This is a genomic window from Enterococcus sp. DIV0240d (assembly GCF_051711245.1).
GTDB lineage: Bacteria > Bacillota > Bacilli > Lactobacillales > Enterococcaceae > Enterococcus_D > Enterococcus_D casseliflavus.
Genome location: NZ_JBIOMG010000001.1, coordinates 1,401,212 through 1,425,833 on the forward strand (window position 1 = coordinate 1,401,212; position 24,622 = coordinate 1,425,833).

Annotated in this window: 17 protein-coding genes and 1 pseudogene; 12 read left to right on the top strand and 6 right to left on the bottom strand. The window is 43.7% G+C overall.

Features of this window, described 5'->3' with window-relative positions; translation table 11 throughout:
- Nucleotides 1-91: 91 nt before the first annotated feature.
- Together IGJ25_RS06630 and IGJ25_RS06635 are read left to right on the top strand one after the other, a co-directional pair.
- On the top strand, nucleotides 92-1,963 hold the full coding sequence (locus tag IGJ25_RS06630; RefSeq protein ID WP_225000942.1) for a beta-glucoside-specific PTS transporter subunit IIABC: 1,872 nt from the start codon (nucleotides 92-94) through the stop codon (nucleotides 1,961-1,963).
- Nucleotides 1,964-1,979: 16 nt separating this feature from the next.
- Complete coding sequence (locus IGJ25_RS06635; protein WP_225000941.1) at nucleotides 1,980-3,407, top strand: 6-phospho-beta-glucosidase; 1,428 nt, start codon at nucleotides 1,980-1,982, stop codon at nucleotides 3,405-3,407.
- A gap of 81 nt (nucleotides 3,408-3,488) precedes the next feature.
- Here the strand turns inward: IGJ25_RS06635 and IGJ25_RS06640 are convergent, their stop codons facing one another.
- The gene (locus tag IGJ25_RS06640) at nucleotides 3,489-4,436 is read right to left on the bottom strand and encodes an AraC family transcriptional regulator (RefSeq protein WP_311955212.1); all 948 of its coding nucleotides are present in this window, start codon (nucleotides 4,434-4,436) and stop codon (nucleotides 3,489-3,491) included.
- Between the two features lie 117 nt (nucleotides 4,437-4,553).
- Between IGJ25_RS06640 and IGJ25_RS06645 the strand changes: the two genes are divergently transcribed.
- From IGJ25_RS06645 to yicI, 4 genes are all read left to right on the top strand, one after another.
- A complete protein-coding gene (locus IGJ25_RS06645; protein ID WP_438779180.1) occupies nucleotides 4,554-5,828 on the top strand; it encodes an ABC transporter substrate-binding protein in 1,275 nt (424 codons plus the stop codon).
- 71 nt (nucleotides 5,829-5,899) lie between these two features.
- Nucleotides 5,900-6,766 (top strand): carbohydrate ABC transporter permease, encoded by an 867-nt coding sequence (locus tag IGJ25_RS06650; RefSeq protein WP_008378847.1) that lies wholly within the window; start codon nucleotides 5,900-5,902, stop codon nucleotides 6,764-6,766.
- Nucleotides 6,763-7,638 (top strand): carbohydrate ABC transporter permease, encoded by an 876-nt coding sequence (locus tag IGJ25_RS06655; RefSeq protein ID WP_159160345.1) that lies wholly within the window; start codon nucleotides 6,763-6,765, stop codon nucleotides 7,636-7,638. The genes IGJ25_RS06650 and IGJ25_RS06655 overlap by 4 nt, the downstream gene beginning before the upstream one ends.
- 12 nt (nucleotides 7,639-7,650) lie before the next feature.
- On the top strand, nucleotides 7,651-9,933 hold the full coding sequence (gene yicI / locus IGJ25_RS06660) for an alpha-xylosidase (RefSeq protein ID WP_438779181.1): 2,283 nt from the start codon (nucleotides 7,651-7,653) through the stop codon (nucleotides 9,931-9,933).
- Between the two features lie 109 nt (nucleotides 9,934-10,042).
- Here yicI and IGJ25_RS06665 read toward each other — a convergent pair whose 3' ends face one another.
- The gene (locus IGJ25_RS06665; protein ID WP_438779182.1) at nucleotides 10,043-11,746 is read right to left on the bottom strand and encodes a sensor histidine kinase; all 1,704 of its coding nucleotides are present in this window, start codon (nucleotides 11,744-11,746) and stop codon (nucleotides 10,043-10,045) included.
- On the bottom strand, nucleotides 11,743-13,266 hold the full coding sequence (locus tag IGJ25_RS06670) for a response regulator transcription factor (RefSeq protein ID WP_438779183.1): 1,524 nt from the start codon (nucleotides 13,264-13,266) through the stop codon (nucleotides 11,743-11,745). The genes IGJ25_RS06665 and IGJ25_RS06670 overlap by 4 nt, the downstream gene beginning before the upstream one ends.
- A gap of 168 nt (nucleotides 13,267-13,434) precedes the next feature.
- Between IGJ25_RS06670 and IGJ25_RS06675 the strand changes: the two genes are divergently transcribed.
- The 5 genes and pseudogenes from IGJ25_RS06675 (at nucleotide 13,435) to IGJ25_RS06695 (ending at nucleotide 19,188) form a co-directional block, all read left to right on the top strand.
- The gene (locus tag IGJ25_RS06675; protein ID WP_438779184.1) at nucleotides 13,435-14,724 is read left to right on the top strand and encodes an ABC transporter substrate-binding protein; all 1,290 of its coding nucleotides are present in this window, start codon (nucleotides 13,435-13,437) and stop codon (nucleotides 14,722-14,724) included.
- Between the two features lie 61 nt (nucleotides 14,725-14,785).
- Complete coding sequence (locus tag IGJ25_RS06680) at nucleotides 14,786-15,661, top strand: carbohydrate ABC transporter permease (protein WP_010747841.1); 876 nt, start codon at nucleotides 14,786-14,788, stop codon at nucleotides 15,659-15,661.
- 2 nt (nucleotides 15,662-15,663) lie between these two features.
- Nucleotides 15,664-16,479: pseudogene (locus IGJ25_RS06685) on the top strand (carbohydrate ABC transporter permease); the annotation flags it as partial.
- A 40-nt stretch (nucleotides 16,480-16,519) separates the two neighbouring features.
- On the top strand, nucleotides 16,520-18,712 hold the full coding sequence (locus tag IGJ25_RS06690; protein ID WP_438779185.1) for an alpha-galactosidase: 2,193 nt from the start codon (nucleotides 16,520-16,522) through the stop codon (nucleotides 18,710-18,712).
- A gap of 191 nt (nucleotides 18,713-18,903) precedes the next feature.
- Nucleotides 18,904-19,188 (top strand): (4Fe-4S)-binding protein, encoded by a 285-nt coding sequence (locus IGJ25_RS06695; RefSeq protein WP_438779186.1) that lies wholly within the window; start codon nucleotides 18,904-18,906, stop codon nucleotides 19,186-19,188.
- Nucleotides 19,189-19,281: 93 nt separating this feature from the next.
- Here the strand turns inward: IGJ25_RS06695 and IGJ25_RS06700 are convergent, their stop codons facing one another.
- Nucleotides 19,282-20,469, bottom strand: a complete 1,188-nt coding sequence (locus IGJ25_RS06700; protein WP_438779187.1) for an IS110 family transposase — start codon at nucleotides 20,467-20,469, stop codon at nucleotides 19,282-19,284.
- A gap of 320 nt (nucleotides 20,470-20,789) precedes the next feature.
- Here IGJ25_RS06700 and IGJ25_RS06705 point away from each other — a divergent pair, with 320 nt between their 5' ends.
- Nucleotides 20,790-21,062, top strand: a complete 273-nt coding sequence (locus IGJ25_RS06705; RefSeq protein ID WP_438779188.1) for a GNAT family N-acetyltransferase — start codon at nucleotides 20,790-20,792, stop codon at nucleotides 21,060-21,062.
- A gap of 67 nt (nucleotides 21,063-21,129) precedes the next feature.
- Here the strand turns inward: IGJ25_RS06705 and IGJ25_RS06710 are convergent, their stop codons facing one another.
- Nucleotides 21,130-22,884: an ABC transporter ATP-binding protein gene (locus IGJ25_RS06710; protein WP_010747846.1), complete on the bottom strand. Its 1,755-nt coding sequence runs from the start codon at nucleotides 22,882-22,884 to the stop codon at nucleotides 21,130-21,132.
- A complete protein-coding gene (locus IGJ25_RS06715) occupies nucleotides 22,881-24,611 on the bottom strand; it encodes an ABC transporter ATP-binding protein (protein WP_438779189.1) in 1,731 nt (576 codons plus the stop codon). Before IGJ25_RS06715 ends, IGJ25_RS06710 begins: the two co-directional genes overlap by 4 nt.
- Nucleotides 24,612-24,622: the final 11 nt, after the last annotated feature.

Sequence of the window (24,622 nt, forward strand, 5' to 3'; positions counted from 1 at the left end):
ACCTAAATGAACTCCCAAGGGGTTCGTTTAGGTATTTTTTTATGTTTTGACACACGAAAAGCAAACGAAGGACCAAAATAGGAGGAACGACATGAATTACAAAGAGTTAGCAAAAACGATCATCACCAATGTTGGTGGGGAAGAAAATATCCAAAGCTTGACCCATTGTGCGACCCGCTTGCGCTTCAACTTGAAAGATGACAGCAAACCACAAGAAAGTACCTTAAAACATACACCAGGCATTATGGGTGTGGTCAACAAAGGCGGACAGTACCAAGTGATCATCGGCAGTGATGTTGGCAATGTCTACAACGAAATCACTGCCCAAACCAATTTGACTAGTGATCAAGAAACAGAAGAAGACGATCGGGGACGTGTAGCGAAAATTATCGATACGATCACTGGGATCTTCACCCCGATCTTGCCAGCCATCACGGCAGCTGGGATGTTAAAAGCGGTCCTTTCGTTGCTGGTGGTCTTCAATGTCTTGACGGCAGAAAGTCAAAGTTACCAAATCCTAAACTTTATGGCAGATGCTGCGTTCTACTTCTTACCGATTCTACTGGCTGCTTCTTCTGCGCAAAAGTTCAAAGCCAACATGTATCTGGCGATGATGGTGGGTGGAATTTTACTGCATCCCAACTTCATAGGTATGGTGACAGCAGTCAATGAGTCAGGTGGCGGCATCCATTTGTTCGGTTTGCCGATTTCACCAGTGACCTATTCATCATCGGTGATCCCCATCATCTTAAGTGTCTGGTTCATGTCTTACGTTGAACCGATTGCTGATAAGGTCTCACCAAAAGCAATCAAATTCTTTAGCAAACCGTTGCTGACGATCTTCGTCGTAGGGACGGTAGCATTAGTTGCTTTAGGTCCTCTAGGCTATATGATCAGTGAAGCGATTTCCGCAGGGATCCAAGCCTTAGAAACGGTCAGCCCATGGATCGTTCCGTTATTGATCGGTGCCTTCACTCCATTGTTCGTGGCAACGGGTACCCACTATGGATTGGTTCCTATCGGTATCAACAACCGAATGACCACAGGTTATGATACAGTGATCTATCCTGGCATGCTGGCTTCAAACGTCAGTCAAGGGGCTGCAGCAATCGGCGTTGGTTTCAAATCCAAAGATTCTACGATCAAACAATTGGCATTTTCTGCAGGTCTGACAGGTCTATTCGGCATCACTGAACCAGCGTTGTATGGGGTCAACTTACGGTTTAAAACACCTTTGTATGCAGCAATGATCGGTGGCGGATTTGGGGGTCTGTTTATGGGAATCATGCGTGTCCGCAATTTCTCAGGCGGTTCACCGGGCCTATTGACTTTGCCAAGCTATATCGGCGATGACACCTTACGTCATTTGACCAATGCCTGCATTGGTGCGGCAATCAGTATCGTGGTCACATTTATTGCGACATTATTCTTATACAAAGACCCTGTTACAGAAGAAGCACCTGAAGCAACACCAGCAGACAAAGAGCAAGAACCAACCCATCAAATCAGCGGCGCGGAGATCAAAGCACCTTTAAAAGGGGAACTAAAAAGTCTGCAAGCAGTCAATGACGGCATGTTTTCAGAAGAAATTCTTGGACAAGGGGTAGCGATCGAGCCAACCGTTGGAGAAGTGCTAGCACCAGTCAACGGGACTGTCACAGCAGTCTTTGATTCCAAACATGCTATTGGCTTGACCAGTGAGGAAGGCATTGAGCTGCTGATTCACGTCGGGATCGATACAGTGCAATTGAATGGCGAAGGCTATGCCTATCAAGTAGAAAAAGGACAAAAAGTGACAGTTGGCGATCCTTTGATTACATTTGATATCGAGTTTATCAAAGAAAAAGGTTATCCAGTGATCACGCCGATCGTTATCACCAACAGTGCAGAAGTGGGCGACATTTTGACGGCAAACAGTGGTCCGATTAAGTTTGGCGATCAAATCATCAAAGTGATCGGCTAAAAAAGGAGAATAAGACATGGGATTTCCAGAAAATTTTTTATGGGGTGGCGCAACAGCCGCCAATCAATGTGAAGGCGGGTTTGATCAAGGGGGGCGTGGACTTGCTAATGTCGATGTGATTCCGACTGGCAAGGACCGACGAGCAGTCATTACCGGCAAGCGTGAGATGCTTGCCTTTGAAGAAGGGTATTTCTATCCAGCAAAAGAAGCGATCGATATGTACCATCATTTCAAAGAAGATATCGCCTTGTTTGCGGAGATGGGCTTTAAAACCTATCGTTTATCGATTGCTTGGTCAAGAATTTTTCCGAAGGGCGACGAAGAAACCCCTAATGAAGAAGGCTTGCGCTTTTATGAAGAACTGTTTTTAGAATGCCGCAAATACCAAATCGAACCTTTGGTGACGATCACGCATTTTGACTGTCCGATCCATCTGATCAAAGAATATGGCGGTTGGCGCAACCGTAAGATGATTGCCTTTTACGAAAACCTTTGTCGGGCGATCTTCACTCGCTACAAAGGATTGGTGAAGTACTGGCTGACCTTTAATGAAATCAATATGATCTTGCATGCCCCGTTTCTCGGTGCAGGGCTGACCTTTGCTGAGGGCGAAAATGAAGAACAAATCAAATATCAAGCTGCTCATCATGAGTTAGTCGCTAGTGCGTTGGCAACAAAAATCGCCCACGAGATCGATCCAGAAAACAAAGTAGGCTGTATGCTGGCAGCGGCTAGTTATTATCCTTACAGCTGCAATCCGAAAGATGTCTGGGAAAGCAAAAAAAGCGATCGCGGCAACTATTTCTTTATCGATGTGCAATCGCGAGGAGAATATCCAAATTATGGTTTAAAGATGCTAGCGGAAAAAGGAATCACTTTGGAACGAACCGCCGAAGATACGGCTTTATTAAAAGCCCATACCGTCGATTTTATCTCCTTTTCTTACTATGCCTCTCGGGTCGCAGCTTCAGAAGATTCTGGTGTTGAGAAAACGGAAGGCAACTTGTTCCCGACCATTAAAAACCCGTATTTAGAAGCGTCGGAATGGGGCTGGCAGATTGATCCGCTTGGTTTGCGGATCACGATGAATGATCTTTATGATCGTTACCAAAAACCGCTTTTCATCGTCGAAAATGGTCTAGGAGCGGTGGATACACCAAACGAAGATGGAAAAATCAATGATGTGTATCGCATCGAGTATTTACGTGCGCATATCGCAGCGATGAAAGAAGCCATTGACCAAGACGGTGTGGAACTGTTGGGCTATACTTCATGGGGCTGTATCGATTTGGTTTCTGCAGGAACCGGAGAAATGAAGAAACGCTATGGCTATATCTATGTCGATCGCGACAATGAAGGCAATGGCACATTAGCCCGCAGCAAAAAACAATCCTTTTATTGGTACAAAAAAGTGATTGCCTCAAATGGGGAAGATTTGGCTTAAGCCAGTTCATTTATAAAAAGTAAACAAGGGTGTTCCGCTTTTTCAACTAGCGGGATACCCTTGTTTTATTGATTTTCAGAATTATAAACTCGTGGTGTTGCTCGGTCGTTTGCGATAGTTGGAAGGGGTCAAAGCGGTCTCCCTTTTGAAAAGTGTCGTAAAGTAATTCGGATCATCAAACCCAGTTTCCAATGCGATTTCGATGATTTTTAAATCCGTATGGAGTAAGAGATACTCCGCTTTTTTGATACGGAACTTATTTAGATAGGTAAAAAAGCTCATCTGGAAATTTCTTTTAAAAAAGCGGCAGAAATGTTCTTTGCTATAGCCAATATATTGACTGATTTCCTCAAGTGTCACTGGGCGTTGATAATTTTCTTCAATAAAAAGTAGGATTTTCTTGCATTTGTACGTATTGAGTTTGCTTTTACTGTCGATTGGTTTCTTATTGCGGTTAATGTATTGGGTATTTTGACAAAGATATTTAATAAATAAAAAGAGTTCCGCTTTGATCGCTAGCTCATACAATGGTTCCTTTAATGCAAATAAATCTATAATATGAGTCAATGCCTGTTGAATGTTCATATGAGAAACGAAATCACTTGTGATGTGAATCGCTTGCTGATCCGCGGAATGAAGCAACGGGTCCAGATAGGACTGCTGGATCAAATCAGAGACGCGGCTCTCAATAAAGGTCGCGTCAAAGACGATAGCAAAGAAGGTACAAGCTGTTTGCTGATAATTTAATGCCTCATGTAGCTGATTGGCAGGGATAAATACAAGCTCGCCTTCTTTAGCGATGTAAGAAACACCTTCTACCTTTATTTCCATCTTTCCTCGAAAAATATACAGGATTTCGAGCTCGCGATGCCAATGGGTGTGGATCATATTTGCTTGATCAGCAGGATGATTTGTCAAATAAACACTGACTGGAAACAAGCTGTCACCATGTTCCGTGATCTCTTTTAAAGAAGTATCAATATCATATTCACTAGGGTTGGGCGTAAAAATATAGGGTTGGGTCACCATCTGTCTCCTCCGTTTTCATCAATATTACAAGGTATTTCGGCTAAGATAACGATTACAGAAGGGCCGAAATATCAATATAATCAATTTGTGATCGAATTGATTGAGGAGGGAACAATCATGAAAAAGAGAATTTTGTTGACGGCTGCTACTATGTTAAGTGTGATCGGAATTGCTGGTTGCGGAAATTCTGGAAGCGGTACCTCAGATGATGGTAGTGTAACACTAGAAGTTTTTAACATCAAGACAGAGACTGCAGAACAGATGGATCGATTGGTTGCGGCTTTTGAAGAAAGCCATGAGGACATAAAAATCAATATGACTACTGTAGGTGGAGGAACAGACGCCACAGCGGCTCTCCAATCAAAATTTTCATCTGGTGATGAACCGGACATTTTTATGCTGGGGGGACTAGCAGATACGCAAACATGGGAACACAAGTTATATGACCTTGGGGATACAGAATTAGCTCAAAAAGCAATTGAGGGAACGTTGGAAGGGGCAACACTGAAGGAGACAGTCTATGGCTTGCCGATGAATATCGAAGGCTACGGTTGGCTGATCAATAAAGAGCTGTTTCAGCAAGCGGGAATCGATAGTGAAGCGATTGAAACATTTGCCGATTTTAAGGAGGCAGTAGAAACGTTAGATAGTAAGAAAGAAGAGTTAGGATTAGACGGTGTATTCGGCTTCAGTGGCGGTGAAACATGGGTTTCCAGTCAATTCAGTTCGAACTTTTTTGCACCTGAATTTAATGATAGCTTGAAAGAAACACTGGAAGCCAAAGAGCTTCACTTAACTTATGAGACACAACTGAAAGACTACGCTGATCTGGCAATCCAATACAATGCTCAACCGTTGGAATCAATGGATTACAGCACGTCAGTCGAAGAATTATTTGCCAGTGAGAAGGTTGCCATCATTCATCAAGGCAATTGGATCGTTCCTACATTAAACAGTTTGGATGATACATTTGCAAAAGAAAAATTAGCGATCGTCCCAATGCAAGTGGGAGACGGCAGCGAAATCGTAGCCGGACCAGCTTGGTATTGGGGTGTCAACAAAGATAAGGAACAAGAAGTGATCGATGCCTCCATACAATTTTTGACATGGATGTATACCGATGAAGAGGCGATGACCGCGATCATCGATGATTTTGAGTTTATTCCAGCTTATACGAACTTCTCCAGTGACGATATTTCTGATCCGTTGTCCAATGATATTTATACGTATTTAACGAATGGCCAAACGGTTCCTTGGGTCCATAACTCTTATCCAGATGGATACGGACAAAATATTTTTGGGGTTCAGTTCCAGGCTTATGCAGCCGATCAAATCTCATGGACTGAGTTTACTGATCAGCTGAAAAACAGCTGGGCGCAAGAACGTCAATAACCAAAGTGATGCCTATCCTGCAGTGATGCGCGCAGGATAGGCAAAATCAAGGAAATCATAGGAGGAGCTGTATGTTAACAAATCGTTCAAAATCATTTTGGCTGCTGCTAGCACCGGCATTCGTCGCATTATTGGTCGTTCTGTTTATTCCTTTATTTACAGGGGGATATTACTCACTGACCAACTGGAACGGCAATACGATCAGCGACTTTATCGGATTGGAAAACTACTTGCGGGCTTTTAAAGATCAGGCGTTCATTAACAGCTTGTTGTTCACGGCGAAATTTTCTGTTTACAGTGTGATCTTGATCAATGTCATCGCGCTGTTGTTAGCAACTTTAGTCACGCAAAAACTGGGACGCTGGACTACTCTATTTCGGACCGTCTTTTTCATGCCGAACTTAATTGGTGGGATCATACTAGGATTTATATGGCAATTTATTTTTAACAAAGCATTCGAGAGTATCGCCGATTTGACTGGGATCAATTTTTTTAATGGCTGGTTGAATACACCAGAAACAGGTTTTTGGGGTTTGGTTATCTTGTTCGTCTGGCAGATGAGCGGGTATATGATGTTGATCTATATTTCGTTTCTAAATAATATTCCAGAAGAAATTTTAGAAGCAGCAGATATGGACGGCGCCAATCCGCTACAAGTCTTTTTCCGAATCAAACTACCCATGCTGATGCCCGCGTTTACCGTAACATTGTTTTTGACGCTGTCAAATGCCTTTAAAATCTATGATCAAAACTTGGCGTTGACACAGGGGGGACCGTTTAATTCGACTCAGATGGCAGCCATGAATATTTACAATGAAGCTTTTTCAATGAGAAAAATGGGCTTTGCTCAGTCAAAAGCGATGATATTTCTGGTGATCATTGTCATTATTTCCATTATTCAAATCTCAATTACCCGCAGAAAGGAGATCAGCGCATGATCGAGACTCGTCACTCCTCTACTAAAAAAGTAAAAACAAAAAGTAGACGGCAGAAGAAAAAAAAGCTGCAGCACAGTCTGCTGATCGTAAGTGGTCTTTTACTTGCGTGTTTATGGTTTTATCCGTTTTTCTTGATCGTGATCAATTCATTTAAAACAAAAGCAGAGATCTTTCAGAGTACGTTGTCGCTGCCTGGCGGATTGTCTTTTGAGAATTATCAAGAGGCGTTAGAAAAACTGGATTTCATCAGAAGTTTAATGAATTCATTGTTGATTACTGTCGGTTCTTTGATCTTGGTGGTTTTTGTTTCTTCAATGGCAGCATACGCTTTATCGAGAAATACCAGCCGCTTAAGTTCAGTCCTCTATTTTGTTGTTGCCATCGGCTTGCTGATCCCTTTTCAAGGGATCATGATTCCACTGATTTCTCTTTTTGGACGAATGAATTTGTTAAATCAGCCGGGTCTAATGATAATGTACTTGGGATTGGCTGTCAGTATGTCGACTTTTTTGTATTATGGTGCGTTAAGAGGCATTCCACGATCGCTGGATGAAGCAGCGATCATTGACGGGGCGAATACCTTTCAGATTTATTGGAAAGTAATATTGCCTTTGTTGAAACCAACGACGGTAACGGTGATTGTTTTGAATACATTGTGGTTTTGGAATGACTATTTATTGCCTTCATTAAGTATTAATAAAGCCGGAATGTATACGATTCCCTTGCGGATGTTTTATTTCTTCGGCGAATTTAACAAGCAATGGCATTTAGCGCTAGCCGCTCTGGTGATCGTTGTTCTGCCAATCATTCTCTTGTTTATTGCCTTGCAAAAACATGTAGTGAAAGGCATCTCAGATGGTGCAGTAAAGTAGGAGGAAAAGAAGATGAAATTTACAAATGGCTATTGGCTGGCAAAAGAAGGCGTCCAACTTGAGCATCCCCGAATTGCTTATGATCATAAGGTAGAAAAGGAGCAATTGACCCTTTATCTGCCCTATCAAGAGATTCAGCGGCGTGGCGACACCTTAAACCTTGGTTTAACCACACTCACGTTTTCGACTCCGCAAAACGATGTAATCAAAGTCAGCTTGGTGCATCATGACAAGACGATGCACGCCCCGTCGTTTGCACTAGATACTCAACCGGCAGACGTGATGATCGATACCGATAACGAAGACATGTATATCTTCAAATCTGGATCATTGGAAGCGAAAGTCCCTAAACAAGCGGCTTTTAAAATCGACTTTTTCGGAGAAGGTAGCTTGTTGACTTCTTCCATGCCTAAAGCACAGGCTAAAATTTCGGGTAATGACGGCAAGCAGTATATGCGAGAACAGCTTTCGCTAGATCCTTATGAACTTGTTTACGGATTAGGGGAACGGTTCACTCCTTTTATCAAGAACGGTCAAACCGTTGATATTTGGAATCAAGACGGTGGTACGGGTAGCGAGCAGGCATACAAAAATATTCCGTTTTATTTAACGAATAAAGGCTACGGTATTTTTGTTGATCATCCCGAAGAGGTTTCCTTTGAAGTGGCTTCTGAGAACGTTTCCCGCACGCAATTCAGTGTCGAGGGGCAGCGTCTGGACTATTACATCATCTATGGACCAGATATGAAAGCCATTCTAGAAAAATACACCGACATGACAGGAAAACCCGCCTTACCGCCAGCATGGTCTTTTGGCTTATGGTTATCCACTTCATTTACGACTGATTATAGTGAAGAAACAGTGATGCACTTTATCGATGAAATGCAAGCTCGTGATATTCCTTTTGATGTCTTTCATTTTGATTGTTTCTGGATGAAGGAATTTGAATGGTGTGGGTTTGAATGGAATGACGAATTGTTTCCTGATCCGAAAGGATTACTAAAGAAAATCCATGAGAAAGGATTAAAAGTCAGTTTATGGATCAACCCTTACATTGGGCAAAAAGCCTCTGTATATCAAGAATGCAAAGAGAAAGGGTACTTTATTAAGAACCATGCAGGTGAAGTCTGGCAGTGGGATCTTTGGCAAGCTGGACAAGGGATCATTGATTTTACCAATCCAGAGGCTCGTCAATGGTATAAAGATCGCTTAAAGGAATTGATTGAATTAGGTGTTGATTCCTTTAAGACGGATTTCGGTGAGCGGATCCCTGAAGATGCCGTCTATTATGACGGATCAGATCCGAAAAAAATGCACAATTATTATGCCTATCTATACAATGAAACCGTCTTTGAACTGCTGGCGGAAATGCGGGAAAATCAAGCCGTTCTTTTTGCCCGTTCTGCTTCTGTCGGTTCCCAAAAATTTCCTGTCCATTGGGGAGGCGACAATTTATCTGAATATTCTTCGATGGCAGAGTCTCTGCGTGGTGGCTTATCCTTTGTCTTATCTGGTTTTGGATTTTGGAGCCATGATATCGGCGGGTTTGAAGAACAAGCGACCCCCGACCTGTATAAACGTTGGACGCAATTTGGTTTATTGTCGACCCACAGTCGTTACCATGGCAATGTTGAATATCGGGTACCATGGAATTTTGGAGAAGAAGCAGCAAAAGTCAGTCAATCTTTTTCAAAATTGAAAAACCGCCTAATGCCTTATATTTATCGTCAAGCAGCAGACACTGCAAAAACGGGCATTCCCCTGATGCGTCCGTTGATGCTAGAGTTCCCAGAGGATCAGACGGTTTATGCCATTGATAAGCAGTATATGCTGGGGGATCGCTTACTAGTTGCGCCGATTTTTAATGAGCAAGGAAAGGTTCCGTTCTATCTGCCAGCTGGAACTTGGACAAATTATTTAGACAACAAACGCTATGAAGGCCAAAAATGGTGGGAAGAACGCTATGACTATTTCCATCTACCGTTGATGGTACGACCGAATTCACTGATCGTTGAAGGAAGCGTTGAACAGACCGCCGTCTATGACTACACCAAAAACCTGATCGTTCATGCCTTTGAAATAACGGAAGCAGTTTCTGCTGAAGTCTGTGATCAGCAGGGCGTGCCAGCTGGAACAATTTCTATTGAACCAGAAGGAAGCGGTTATCGAATTTGTATGGAAGGGTTGGGAAAGGTTCAGGTGCTGTTTCGCAATCGAAGCTTTGCAAATGCCCAACGACATCCTTTTGGCAGCTTGATCACTATGGACGGACAAGAAATGACTGTCTTTGAATAGGGAAACAAAACCTACCGTTCTTGATGGGTATCTATCAAGGACGGTAGGTTTTTTGTAGTGAACGAAGCATTGAAGAACTAATGGCAAAGTGCAGACCTAGTTCTTTGGCTCAGTTTTGTTCCTCCCGCTGGATCGGCAGCAGCAAGCGAACGGTGGTTCCTTCGTTGATGCGTGATTCTACAGTCAATCCATATTTCTCCCCATAGAGCAGCTTGATACGCTGATCAATATTGTCCAAGCCAATACCCGAATAATGTTCAAAGTGGTTGGCGGTGCTGGTTGGGTGCTCTTCATTGAACCCGATGCCCGTATCGATGATCTCAATTTTCAGGCCTTCCTTACTGACGCGAGAAAAAATCTGGATCAAACCTGAATCCTCTTCGGGAAAGGCATGCAGGTAGGCATTTTCGATAATCGGTTGCAAAATCATCTTCGGTACAAGAATATCTTCGCAGCCATCTTCTGAAAAAATCGTTGATTGGATGCGATTGCCGTAACGTACGTTCATTAACACGAGGTATTCTTCCACGATCGCTAGCTCATCCTTTAAGGGGACGATCTCTTTGCGGTTAAAGGTGTGCCGCAACAATTGGACAAAGCTTTCAATCGCTTGGGTGGCGGCTTCTTGTTCGTTTTGCCAGATCAAAAACTTGATGGCAGTCAATGTGTTGTAGACAAAATGCGGTTGGATCTGCATTTGCAACGAGCGGATCTCGAACTTACGTTTTTCGGCTTCTGTAACCATTAAATGATCGACATAAGATTCTAAGTCCTCTAGCATCAAGTTATACGCACGCCCCAATTCTCGCGTTTCGTACGTCCCGTTGATGGTAACCTTGTCGCTAAAATCGCCTTGTGTGACCGCAGGCAGCTTGGCAATCAGCTGATAAATCGGTTGGGTGATGTTGCGGATGATCCAAAATGCCAGCAGACTAAAGAGTAAAATACTGACGACAGAAATCAAAAGAGCTGGCTTGATCAGATTCATATTGCGTACTAGATGCGATTCATCCAAAACATCGTAAAAAGTAAAATGATACGAATAAAGGGGCAGCTGATTGATGCTAGTATCTCTTTTGACCGTGACAAGACGATCTTCAAACGGCTTGCCTAAAAGGCTCGGATCAGAAGTGGAGAGTATTTGATTTTGCTCATTGACGATATAGATCGAGTGAAGACTGGTATCTAAGAGTTGACGATAGATCGAAGAAAAATCGGATTCTTTTAAGAAAATCAGGGCATAGCCGAAAATCGTTTCTTCTTTCATCAATTTGCGCACGTACATCAAGCCAGGGGAGTCGCTGGTGGAGGTGCTCAAGCCTTGATCTAAGAAATAATACTGACTGATGGCGTCATTGTCATTGATCTGCTGGATAAAGGCACTGGCGAGAAAATCATCTACTGATTGATTGCGAACCGCATCGTTTTGAAAGAAAGTGCCCCCGTTGACCCCAATCAACACTAAATTCGAGGGGATGTCTTGAAACAAAGAGCGGGTGTCTTTTAATTGCTCGTCTAATTCTAAAATCGTACGGCCTTGATTCATGTCGCCTTCTAAGTATGTTTCAACGGCTTTGCTTTCATCGACGATGTCAAAAATTCGATGGATATTCTCGTTCAGACGCTCATAATCTTCTTGGATTTTTTCCAGTAGTAGCTGATTGGAACTCTGGTACGAGGCAACATAGGCATCTTTCGAGCGACCATAGATCACGACGACAGTTAGCAGACAAACACTAATGACCCCGACGACAACAAAGAGGAAGATCCGACTGAATAATTCATTTTTCTGAATCCATTGGTTGATTTTCATAATTGATTCAACCGCCGATACTTCGATGGGGTGACTTGGCATTCTTTCTTAAAGATGCGAGAAAAATAGCTAATATCCGAATAACCGACCGCTTCACTGATTTCAGATAGATTCAGATCAGATTGTGTCAGCAGTTCTTTGGCTTTATCCAAGCGGGTTTTCTTTACATACTCAGAAAAGCTCATTTTCAGTTTCGCAGAAAGAAAAGCCGAAAGATAGGTGTAACTAAAATGAAAGGTTTCAGCCAGTTCAGACAAAGACAGACTTTTGGTGTAGTTGTCTTGAATGAAGCGCTGGATCGCAACGAGTAGATCATCTTCATCCAGCGGTGATAAGGTCGTCAGCTGTTGACGAATATCATCAATGGTCGCCAACAACAAATCAGAAAAATCTTCCAAATACTGTACGTGACCGATGGCATGCAAAAATTCGGCTTTTAAGCGGCTAAAGCGTGGAGCAGTGGGAAATTCTTCTTCCAAGCGGGACAGTAACGTGTAAAAAATACTGCTGGCCTGTTGTTTTAAGAATGTCGGATCGACATTGGATAAGATCATGTCATTAAAATATTCCTCAATTCTGGTGATTCCTAATAAAAAGTTGTTGTCTAACAAAGCCCGTAAGAACTTCTTCGTATCAAAGCGATCACTTTCAATGTACAAAAAGAGTTCTTGTTCTGGCACCAACCGTTGTCGTTTATAAAAAAACGATTGTCCTTGGCTTTTGGCTTTAAGGGTCACAAAATGGTCCCGCAACTGTTCAATCTTTTGAAAGGGCACACTGAGAGTAAAGAAGGCGTCTGGCTCGGTAAAACGCAATTGTTCCAACGTTTCTTTCAAAGAGGAATAAACATCCGTTCCTTCTGGATAACTGATCACTAAGCCGGCATCTTTGTTACTGGTTTGAAAAAAGAGCGTCTTTACCTGCGGTTGTGATTGAGTAAATTCCGTTAATGCATGCAGCAGCTGATCATTGGCACGAAAGCCGCTAAAATTGGTGGTCAAAATTTGGGCTTGCTGTTGCGACTGATCTAATGTAAGGTAGTCCGCCAAAGGAGCCAACGGTTCTTCATACCCTGCTAAATAGCGATTCAACGATTCTTGCAGCTGCGTCTCCTCAGTCACGGAGCCTTTTGTATGTGACAGCTTTTGTGAGATGTTGTGCGGCGTCTTCAACAAGAGTGTCGGTGTCAGTGTCGGTTTTAAAAGATAATCTACGGCACCATTTCTAAAAGACTGACTGACGTATTGGAAATCATCGTAGCTGCTCAAGACCAAAAAATGGACTTCTGGATATTGTTGTTGAATGATCGTTGTGAGTTGAAGACCGTCCATTTGTGGCATTTTCAAATCCGTGATCACGATGTCGGGATTCAGTTCATGGATCAGCGCCAAAGCTTCTTGCCCGTTCGCTGCATCGCCTAAGAGACGAAACCCTTCTTGCTCCCAACGTATCATATGTTTCAATCCATCTCGGATCGTTGCCTCATCATCAACGACTAAGACCGTGCGTAAAATAGTCATGGTATCCCCCCTATATCTCTTCTTTATTATAAACGCTTTCAAAAAAGAAAGGTATTGTAACTTTTTTCTATTTTTGGACAAATTTAGTAAGCTCTTTCATAATCGTTGAATACGGTTACAAAATCGGTGTATAGTTAGCCATGTAAATAAAAGGAAAGAGGGATAAAAATGAAAAAACTACTTGCATCGATGGTAACGGCGGCTGCAGTGCTGACTTTGGCTGCTTGCGGAAACAGCAACACAAGCTCTGGGGATTCTGGCGAGTCCTCAAACAAAGTCACGGTCTGGGCATGGGATGAGACCTTCAACATCAAGGCAGTCAATGAAGCCAAAAAAGTGTATGAAAATCAAGATGTCGATGTGGAAGTCGTGACGATGTCACAAGATGATATCGTTCAAAAATTAAATACGAGTCTGGCATCTGGAAATACGGACGGACTACCAAATATCGTTTTGATCGAAGACTACCGCATCCAAGGATACCTTTCTTCTTATCCAGATGCGTTTAGTGATCTAACGGATATCGTGAATGAGGAGGATTTCTCCAGCTATAAATTTGCGGTCAATAAAGTCGACGATGTCATTTATGGGGTGCCGTTTGACAGTGGCGTCGCAGGACTATTTTACCGCACAGACTATTTGACCGATGCAGGCTATGAGCAAGCGGATCTTCAAGATATTACTTGGGATGATTTTATCAGCATCGCCAAAGACGTCAAAGAAAAAACGGGTCACGCTATGATGTCGTTAGACCCAAGCGATCTTGGCTTGGCACGAATCATTATGCAATCGGCAGGCGAATGGTATACCGGTGAAGATGGCTCCACCGTAACCATCAAAGACAATGAATCCTTCAAAGCTGGTCTAACTGTCTTAGCAACATTGTTGAATGAAGGCTTAGTTGAACAAGTTTCTGATTGGGATAGCGGGGTAAATGCCGTTCAATCGGGGAATGTCGCTTCTGCGCCAACTGGTGCGTGGTATTCCAGCACGATTCAAGGCGCGGAAGACCAAAGCGGCAAATGGGCGATCGCTCCAATCCCATCTATCGCTGGCAACAGCAATTCAGTCAATGCTTCTAGCATCGGCGGAGCAGGCTGGTACGTGATCAAAGGGGTTGACGGCGAAGAAAATGCCAAAGACTTTTTAGCCAATACCTTTGCTTCAAATAAAAAATTGATGGGTACACTAGCTACCGAGATCGGTTTGGTTTCAACCATGAATGCTGCAGAAGAAACGGAAGAATATACGTCGGGTCTTGATTTCTATGGCGGTCAAAAAGTCTTCCAAGATTTCTCTCAATGGTCACAAGAAATTCCAGCCGTGAACTACGGCAATCACACCTATGCCATTGAATCTGTCTTGACTGAAAGCTTGCAACGAGTGATCAACGGCGAAGACATTGATAAAGTATTAGAAGAAGCACAATCACAAGTGGAAGCACAAATTGCAAACTAATCGAACAACTTTGCAGAAACTCGTGAGCGATCGCGAGTTTCTGTGTTAAGGGGGAATTACAATGAAAAACAAAACAAAAAATTGGTTTGCAAACGGCAATGCCTTTATTACCTTACCCGTCATTTTGATCACGATGCTGGTCTTTATTCCGATGGTCTCGGCATTGTTCACGTCATTCCAATCAGGACCACCGACAGCGATGACCTTTAACGGTCTTGGCAACTATCAGCGGATGTTGAGCGACTCAACCTTTAAAAAAGCCTTTGGCAATACGTTTTTATACTTATTAGTCCAAGTTCCGATCATGCTCTTTTTGGCGCTGATCGTATCGAACATATTGAATGACAAAAAATTGAAATTTAAAGGGCTGTTCCGCACCGCTTTGTTTTTACCCTGTATCACATCCTTGGTTTCTTATTCCTTGATCATGAAAAGTCTCTTTTCGGCAAATGGGTTAGTCAATAACTTTTTGACGCAGCTACACCTGATCGATGCACCGATCCAATGGTTGACGGACCCCTTCTGGGCAAAAGTACTGATCATTTTTGCCATCACGTGGCGTTGGACTGGCTACAATATGATCTTTTTCATCTCAGGTATGCAAAATATCGATCCAAGTATTTACGAAGCGGCAGAGATCGATGGTGCCACGAAATGGGATCAATTCTTCAAAATCACGATTCCCAACTTGCGTCCAATCATCTTATTTACCACGATCACCTCAACGATCGGTACGCTGCAATTATTCGATGAAGTTCAAAATATCACTGGCGGTGGACCAGCCAATGCCACGACGACCTTGTCGCAATATATCTACAATTTGAGTTACAAATTCACGCCAAACTTTGGGTACGCCGCTGCGGTCTCCTTTGTTATCGTGATTGCGATCGTGATTTTATCGATCATCCAAACGAAAATAGGAGGAAAAGAAAATTGAAAACAATCTCACTCACTTTAAAATACGTCTTTCTGGCGATTTTGGCTTTCATCTCTATTTTTCCATTTGTTTGGATGATTCTAGGGATGACCAATCAAACCTTTGATATCGTTGCTGGAAAAATCATGATTGGCGATCAATTGGTGATCAACTTCCAAAATCTCTTTTCTTCCGACTTGAATTTTACTCGGGCATTAGGCAATTCCGCAGTGATTGCCGTGATTACGACCGTCTTTGCGCTGTTGTTCTCCTCCATGGCAGGGTATGGCTTTGAGATCTATCGGACGAAAACCAAAGACCGCATCTTTAATATTCTCCTGCTGTCGATGATGGTGCCTTTTGCCGCGCTAATGATCCCGCTCTATCGGATGTTCAGCAAGCTTAGCGGCACACCGATCGGGATCAATACCTTCGCTGTTGTGATTTTGCCCTCAGTCTGTACCGCCTTTTTGATTTTCTTTTTCCGCCAAAACATCAAGGCATTCCCTAGAGAATTAGTCGAAGCTGCTCGGATCGATGGCTTGAATGAACTGAGTATTTTCTTTAGAGTCTACATGCCTACGGCTAAAAATACCTACGCAGCTGCCGCGATCATTACGTTTATGGGCAGCTGGAACAATTATTTATGGCCATTAGTTGCCCTGCAATCACCAGACAAACGGACCGTTCCACTGGTTCTTTCAGCAATGGGTGCTTCTTATACACCTGACTATGGCATGATGATGTGCGGCATCGTGATCGCCACACTGCCGACGGCCATCATTTTCTTCGTTTTACAAAAACAATTTGTCCAAGGGATGCTGGGCTCCGTGAAATAAGCGGGACATCAGCAAACAAATACAAAGTAGAGGGTACGATATGATTCTTTTTGACAAACAATTAAACGTCTTTCATTTAAGCAACGATCAAATCAGCTATCTCTTACAGATAGAGGAAGGGGGCAATGTGGCGCACCTTTATTTTGGAAAAAAAATAGCCCATTATTCTGGTGGCTATCGCTACCCACGCCTTGATCGCTCCTTTTCACCCAATCCCCCAGACAGTAGCGATCGGCTTTTCTCATTAGACACCTTGATGCTGGAGTTTCCTGGTAATGGCTTCGGGGACTTTCGAGAAGCTGCCTACACGATTCGCCAGTCTGACGGCAGCCGAGTCAGCCATTTTGTCTTTAGTGATTACCAGATTCAACAAGGCAAACCCGCCCTAGCAGGATTGCCTCAGACCCATGGGGCCGACGACGGCATCGAAACACTGATTCTGTCCTTAAAAGATGATGTGGCGGGACTCGAACTGCAGCTGTTTTACACGATTTTTGAGGATGCGGCAGTGATCGTCCGCTCAAGCAAAGTGATCAACCACGGTAACCAGCCTGTTACGATCGAGCAGCTGGCGAGTCAAGCGCTGGATTTTCCTAACCGGCCCTTTGATTTGATCCACTTGCCGGGGGCGTGGGCGAAGGAACGCCAAATTACCCAAGAACCCATCCATCGCGGCATCAAGCGTTTAGACAGCAAGCGGGGTTCCAGCAGCCATCAGCAAAATCCCTTTGCCGTCTTGCTGGAACCTAATGCTACGGAGTTTGCTGGGGAGTGTTTTGGTTTTAGCTTGCTATATAGCGGCAATCATGAAACCATTATCGAAAAAGATCCTTACCAACAAACCCGTGTGATCATGGGGATCAACAGCCATCAATTTGCCTGGCAATTGGCGCCAACTGAAAGCTTTCAAGCCCCAGAAGCCGTGATCGCTTATAGTGAGGCTGGCTTGAATCAGCTGTCAGCCACCTATCATGATTTTTATGACGAGCATTTGATTCGAGGCAAATACAAAAAGCAAGAACGGCCGATCCTGATCAATAACTGGGAAGCAACGTACTTTGATTTCAATGAAGAAAAGCTAGATGCCCTCGTTGATGAAGCCAAGGAGCTGGGAATCGAACTGTTTGTTTTGGATGACGGCTGGTTTGGTCAGCGAGAAGATGACCAAACCTCATTAGGCGATTGGTTTGAAAACGAAGGCAAGCTGGCTTCTGGCTTGGCAGGATTTGCCCAAAAAGTCCATGACAAAGGGCTGCAATTCGGGCTTTGGCTGGAACCAGAAATGATTTCTGGTGACAGTGAACTAAACCGACAGCACCCTGATTGGCTGTTACAAGTACCCAATCGCAAGCCAGCGCTTAGCCGCAGTCAGTATGTGTTGGACTTTTCTCGGCAAGATGTCAGAGACCATCTCTATCACCAGTTAACCCAACTGTTTGATACGGTTGCCATCGACTATATCAAATGGGACATGAACCGCAGTCTGTCGGATGTCTATTCCTTGCTCCTCGATCCTGCCCAGCAAGGGGAAGTCGCACATCGCTATCTGCTGGGCTTGTATGAATTTCTGGAAAAACTGACCACTGCCTATCCAACGATCCTGTTTGAAGGCTGTTCTGGTGGCGGTGGGCGCTTTGATGCTGGCTTCTTGTATTATATGCCGCAGATTTGGACCAGCGACAACACCGATGCCATCGCCCGCCTGAAGATCCAATACGGAACCAGTCTGGTCTATCCGCCATCCACCATGGGTGCCCATGTCTCAGCGATCCCGAACCATCAGACCCAACGGGCAACGGATCTAGCGATTCGTGGCAATGCTGCAATGTCTGGCTTGTTGGGCTATGAGCTTGACTTGACACAGCTGACACAAGAAGAAAAAGCGCAGATCAAAGAACAAATCGCTTTTTATAAAAAACATCGGCGCCTGCTGCAGTTGGGTCGCTTTGTTCGACTGCTCAGCCCTTATGAAGGCAATGACACCGCCTGGCTGTATGTTTCCCCAGATAAAAAAGAAGCGATCGTCTTTTACTTCCGAGTCTTAGCCGAAGCCTCTGCACCATTGGTTACTTTAAAACTGGCTGGCTTAGATCCTGACCTTACCTATCAAAGTGGGGGAGAGACCTTCGGTGGCGATGAATTGATGCAGCTCGGGTTGTATATCGATCCTCATTTAGCAGGGGATTACGCCACGCAGCGGTTTCATTTTGTTGCAAAAGCGCCTCACGAATGAAAATCAGCGTCCTGTCAAAGCAACATGTTTTGACGGGACGCTTTATTGTGCTGCCGCAAGCTTTTGGCTAATGATCGGCAACTGAGAGGTTATTTTTGAACAAATGATTTATTTTTTTCTCGAGAAGTCGTATGATGAAGGAGGAGGCAGGCAGATTGCTTCTGACAATCAATAAGAGGAGGGTGTTCAACATGGACGAACAGCCACTAGGCAAGGAAACAGAAGCAGGGTTGATCGCTGCAGGATATCGGAAGTATCGTGGCGAAGCGATCGATATTTATTACAATAAAGAAATTTGCACTCACAGCGGCAACTGTGTGCGGGGCAATCCCGCTATTTTTGAAGTTGGACGGCGCCCATGGGTGATTCCTGATAACGGGGAAGCAGCGCAAGCGGCACAAGTGATCCACACTTGCCCCAGCGGTGCATTAAAGTACATATTAAAGACTAACTATATAGAGTCAAGTGAAAATTAGCTAAATCAAAAAAATATTTTATAACAGTTAAGTCCAAAAAATGAGTACAACAAATAGACCTTTCACTATTAGATTTTTTTGATTGTTCAATAGCTAATCGGAAACAATCTTATAAGGTTCATTTTTAGTTAAAATAGCATGAATCACATAACAAAGCTTACGAGAAACAGCACCTAAGGCCGTCAGATGATGCTTTCCCTCAGAAATTTTTTTCTGATAAAACGCGCGAAAAACAGGATCACATCGAGAAGCAACTAGAGCAGCTGAAAACAAGGCTTTTCGTAAGTATGGAGATCCACGCTTGCTCATAACATTATGTGTTGCTTCGTATTGCCCAGATTGGGACACAGACGCGTCTATGCCAGCATAAGCAACCAGTTTTTTCGGATTAGAAAATTTGCGAATGTCTCCAATTTCACCAAGAATTGTCGCGCCATTTATAGGGCCGATTCCAGGGATTGTGAGAATAACAGAGTCTAAATTACTCATTATGCGCTTAATTTCTTTTTCAGTTTCTTTTACTTGGCTTTCGATGAATTTCAATTGTTCAATCATGGAGCGTAATTGAAATGTAAAAGCTTCTTGAGCAAATTTCACTCCAAAGGAGTTAGAAGCTGCTTGCTTCAATTGATCTGCTTTCTCTGGCTTTATTCGGTTCCTGCTTAACTCAGCTAAGTATTGAGCCAACGTTTCTGCCGAAATTTCTTCTAGCTCTATAGGAGAACTAAACTCAAGCAATAACTCTTTAGACGCTTTTCCGAAAATACCTTGTTTAGAAAAAATTGATGCATATTCAGGAAACACTTGATCTAGTACAGCTATGATTTTTCGTTTGAAGTCGCTTGCGGTACCTACTAAATAGGTTCGGTAACGTGAAAGTTGTTTTAACGAAAAAACATTTTCATCAGACAATACTGTTTCTACAAAGGAACCATAACGCATCAAGTCAGCAATCAAAACAGAATCAATAATATCATTTTTTCGTTGTCTGATTTCTGTTCCTTTGCGCCAGCCATCGGTTTGAAGAGGATTCACAACGTGAATCAAAAAGTCTGATTCGTGGAGGTATGAAAAGATGGAGAGCCAATAATGACCCGTAGCTTCCATTCCGACAATAAAGTCAGCGGGAGTCTCTGAATATTTTGAAAGCCGCTCAATCAGGGAATCAGCTCCTTCAGTAGTGTTAGGGAAAGAAAAACCTTTTAGGATCACTTTACCTTCTTCACTCATTAAAGAAGCCACGTGAGTTCGCTTGCCGATATCAATTCCTAAGAAGTACATACATTTGACCTTTCTAAAAAAATATTTTGGATTGAAACCCGCTCAACTGAAAAGCGTCACTACCTTGTACGAGATACGGAGTAAAGCAAAAACTTTCAACATCTAACTCATACGTAATCCACTTATCAGAGAGAGGTGCCAGTCTTTCGATTACGAGCTTCAAAACTCAAGGAGGCAACGGCATAGCCTCTCAATCCAATAAATATATTATCTCAAAATGAATGAGTTAATACCAAATTAAAATAACGATGGTTCATAGGGTTATCCAATCAAAACCGGAAGGTTAAAACCCTAACTCTAATATACAAGGAGGAAGAACCATGGAAATCTTAGAAGAAAACACTCGATTTGTGTTAAAAGACGGCGACAAAGAAATCGGTGAAATGACCTGGTCGGAAGCGGGCGAAACACGCTTGATCATTGACCATACCTTTGTCGATCCCGCTTATCGGGGCCAAGGTCTGGCCGAAAAATTAGTGGCAAAAGGGGTGGAAAAAGCCCGCAAAGAACAAAAGAAAATCATTCCTTTGTGTACCTTTGCCAAAAAAGAATTTGAACGCAAACCAGAATATGCCGATGTTTGGAACCAATAAATAAAAAAAGACCCCCGTCAGCTCAAGCAGGTACCTTTGAGCTGATGGGGGTTTGTGGTATGGCTGATCAATGTTGGAATTGAGCATGGTACAGGCGGTAGTAATAGCCTTGTTCTGCTAGTAGTTCTTCATGGGTTCCTTGCTCCACGATTTGACCGGCATCCATCACCAGGATCTTGTCTGCTGCTCGAATCGTTGATAAGCGATGGGCGATCACAAAGCTGGTTTTGCCTTCCATCATTTTCAAGAAAGCATCTTGGATTTTTTTCTCAGTCAGAGTATCAACCGAACTGGTTGCTTCATCCAAAATCAGCATGGGTGGGTTGCTGATCATCGTGCGGGCGATCGTCAATAGCTGCCGTTGCCCGTCAGAGATCTTGATTCCTTGATGACCGATCGGTGTATCTAGTGTTTCTGGTAAGCGCATCACATACTCATACATATAGGCATGCTTTAAGGCATCATAGATTTCTTCATCTGTGGCAGTGTCATTGCCGTATTGCAGGTTTTCTCGTAAAGAGGCATCAAAGAGCCACGTATCCTGCAAGACCATTCCGAAGCTTTGCCGTAATTCTTCTCGTTTCAACTGACGAATATCGGTGCCATCGATCTTGATTGCCCCTTTATCAACATCATAGAAACGCATCAATAAATTGACCAACGTCGATTTACCAGCACCAGTTTTTCCGACGATCGCGACGGTTTCTCCAGGTTTTGCGGTAAAAGTGAAATCTTCAATCAATTTTTGACCAGGATCATAAGCAAAAGAAACCTCCTCAAAGGCAATCTCGCCTTTGATCTCACCCAGTGATTGAGATTCTTGGTCATCGGCTGTTTCTGGCTCTTGATCCAATAGCTCAAAGGTTCTTGAAAGTCCAGCTAATGCCGTTTGGATCTGGGTGGTAATTCCCGACAATTCAATGAATGGCTTCGAAAACTGACTGGAGTAGATCGTAAAGCTGGAGATCACCCCAACCGTGACAGCACCTGAACCAGAAAAGTAAAGCAGACCGCCGACAAAGCCGACTGACAGATACGCCAAGTGATCGACGAATCGTGAAAGGGGATTGGTCAAAGAAGAAGAAAACTGTGCTTTTTGCCCCCGGACATTCAATTCTTGGTTGATCGTTTCAAAACGGTTTTGGTTGATGGTTTCTCGATCAAAGGCTTTGACGATTTTTTGATTGCCGATCATTTCCGTAACAAAGCCAGAAATTTCGCCGACGATTTCTTGTTGGCGAGCAAAATGCGATTGAGACGTTCGTGCCACGATCCAGTTGACCAAAAAGATGATCGGGGTCGAAACCAATACGACCAACGTTAAGGGCACACTCATTTGCAGCATGACGACTAAGGCGATCAAGACGACCGAAATACCAGAGAACAACTGGTTAAAGACTGCAGCGACGGCAATGGAAATATTGTCCATGTCGTTGGTAAAGCGACTGACGATGTTGCCGTGGGAGTTTTGGTCATAATAGCGCAACGGCAATGTATTGAGATGGGCAAAGCCTTTTTTACGTAAGTCGGCGACGGATAAATACGCCACGCGGTTGCCTAGTCGCTGGATCAACCATTGACTGACCACAGTCACTAAAACCACTCCGGCAAACAAAAGCAAAATGCGATAGAGGGCGCTGAACTGCACTTGATCGGCACCTATCAGCTGATCGACGGCTTGACCGATCTGATACGTCATATAAACCGAGGAAACACCAGCAGCGATCCCGAGGACAACTGCCGCCCAAGTTTCCTTCGCGTAGGCAGTCAAATAAGGGAGGTAGCGACGAAAGGCCGACCAATCGAATGATTTCTTTTTCATGCTTCTTCCTCCTCTGCCTGTGATGCCACGATTTCTTGGTATTCTTTTGACGTTGCCAGTAGCTCTTCATGGGTCCCTTTGCCTACCAAATTCCCTTGGTCTAAGACTAAGATCTGCTGCGCATCTTGAATGGAGCGAACCCGTTGGGAGATGATGATGACCGTACCACGAATGCTTTCTTTTAAAGCCATCCGCAAATCAAGATCGGTTTGATAGTCAAGGGCACTTAGAGAATCATCCAAAATCAAGATATCTGGTTTAGCGATCAATGCTCTGGCAATTGTTAACCGTTGTTTTTGTCCCCCAGAAAAGTTCTTGCCGCCTTCAAAAATCGGGGTATCCAATTGCTGCGGCAAGGCTTCAACGAAGTCGCGGCTTTGAGCGATTTCGAGTGCTCGCCAACACTCTTCATCGGTGGCATCTTTTTTACCCCATTGCAAGTTTTCTCGAATCGTTCCCGTAAACAGCACGGCAGTTTGAGGCACCATGGCGATTTTTTGGCGTAATTGCTGTAAAGGCCATTTCCGCACATCGTGCCCGTCAACGATCACTTTGCCTTCTGCCACATCGTAGAAGCGGGGGATCAATTGGGTCAAGGCAGATTTCCCACTCCCGGTTGGTCCAGTGATACCTAAAATAGACCCCGGTGCGACTTGGAAATCAATGTTTTTCAAGGCTAATCCGTATTCTTTTGAAAAGCGGAAATCAACGTGCTCAAAGCGAATCGCTCCGACGTTGTTTTTCGGCTGATCCATAAAGACTTCTGAAAGTTCGTCGCCGATCGACGGCTCAGTGGCTAACACTTCGTTGATCCGTGAACCAGATGCTGCGGCACGAGTAAAGATGATCACTAAGTTGGAAACCACGATCAATGCTAAGAGCATTTGATTCATGTAATTGACCAGTGCCAGCACTTGTCCTTGCTGCAAATTGCCTATATTGACTTTGAATCCACCGATATAAAACAACGCGATAATGCCGACATTCATGATCAAGGTGGTGGCAGGCGTCAATAAAGCAGACAGGTTTGTCACCCGTAAATAGACATCACTTAAATCATCAGTTGCCTTATCAAAGCGTTTCGTTTCCGTTTTTGTGCGGGCAAAAGCACGAATCACCCGAATCCCGCTTAAATTTTGACTCACTAGTTCGTTCAATTCGTCGAGATGAATTTGAACTTTCTTATATAATGGCACGGTTTTGGCGATGATCCAGAATAAGACGATACAAAAGAGCGGTAAGACGAGTAGGAAAATCAAGCCAGCTTGCCAATCAATGACAAAGGCCATAATCACCGAACCGATACTTAAGAAGGGCGCACGGACCACCAGCCGAATCAGCATCGCCAAAGCAATCTGCATCTGATTGATGTCGTTGGTCATTCGGGTGATCAAGGTATCCGTCCCGAATAAGTTTAGTTCGCTATGGGAAAGGGTGTTGATTTTTTTCATCAAGCGATTGCGTAGTTCCGTCCCGAAGCCTTGAGAAGCGACGGAAGCATAATACTGACAGATGACGGCACAGATCATGCCTACCACAGACATCACGATCATCCAGATCGTTATTTCAACGACTTTCGACCAATTGTTTTGCCGTAGCCCCTCATCGACTAGAGCGGCCATCTGCAAAGGCAGGACCAATTCAAACACCGCTTCTAAAAATTTGAAAAACGGACCAAGAATAATCTGTTTGCGATAATCCTTGGCATAGCGTAACAAGCTAATCATAAAAAACCTCC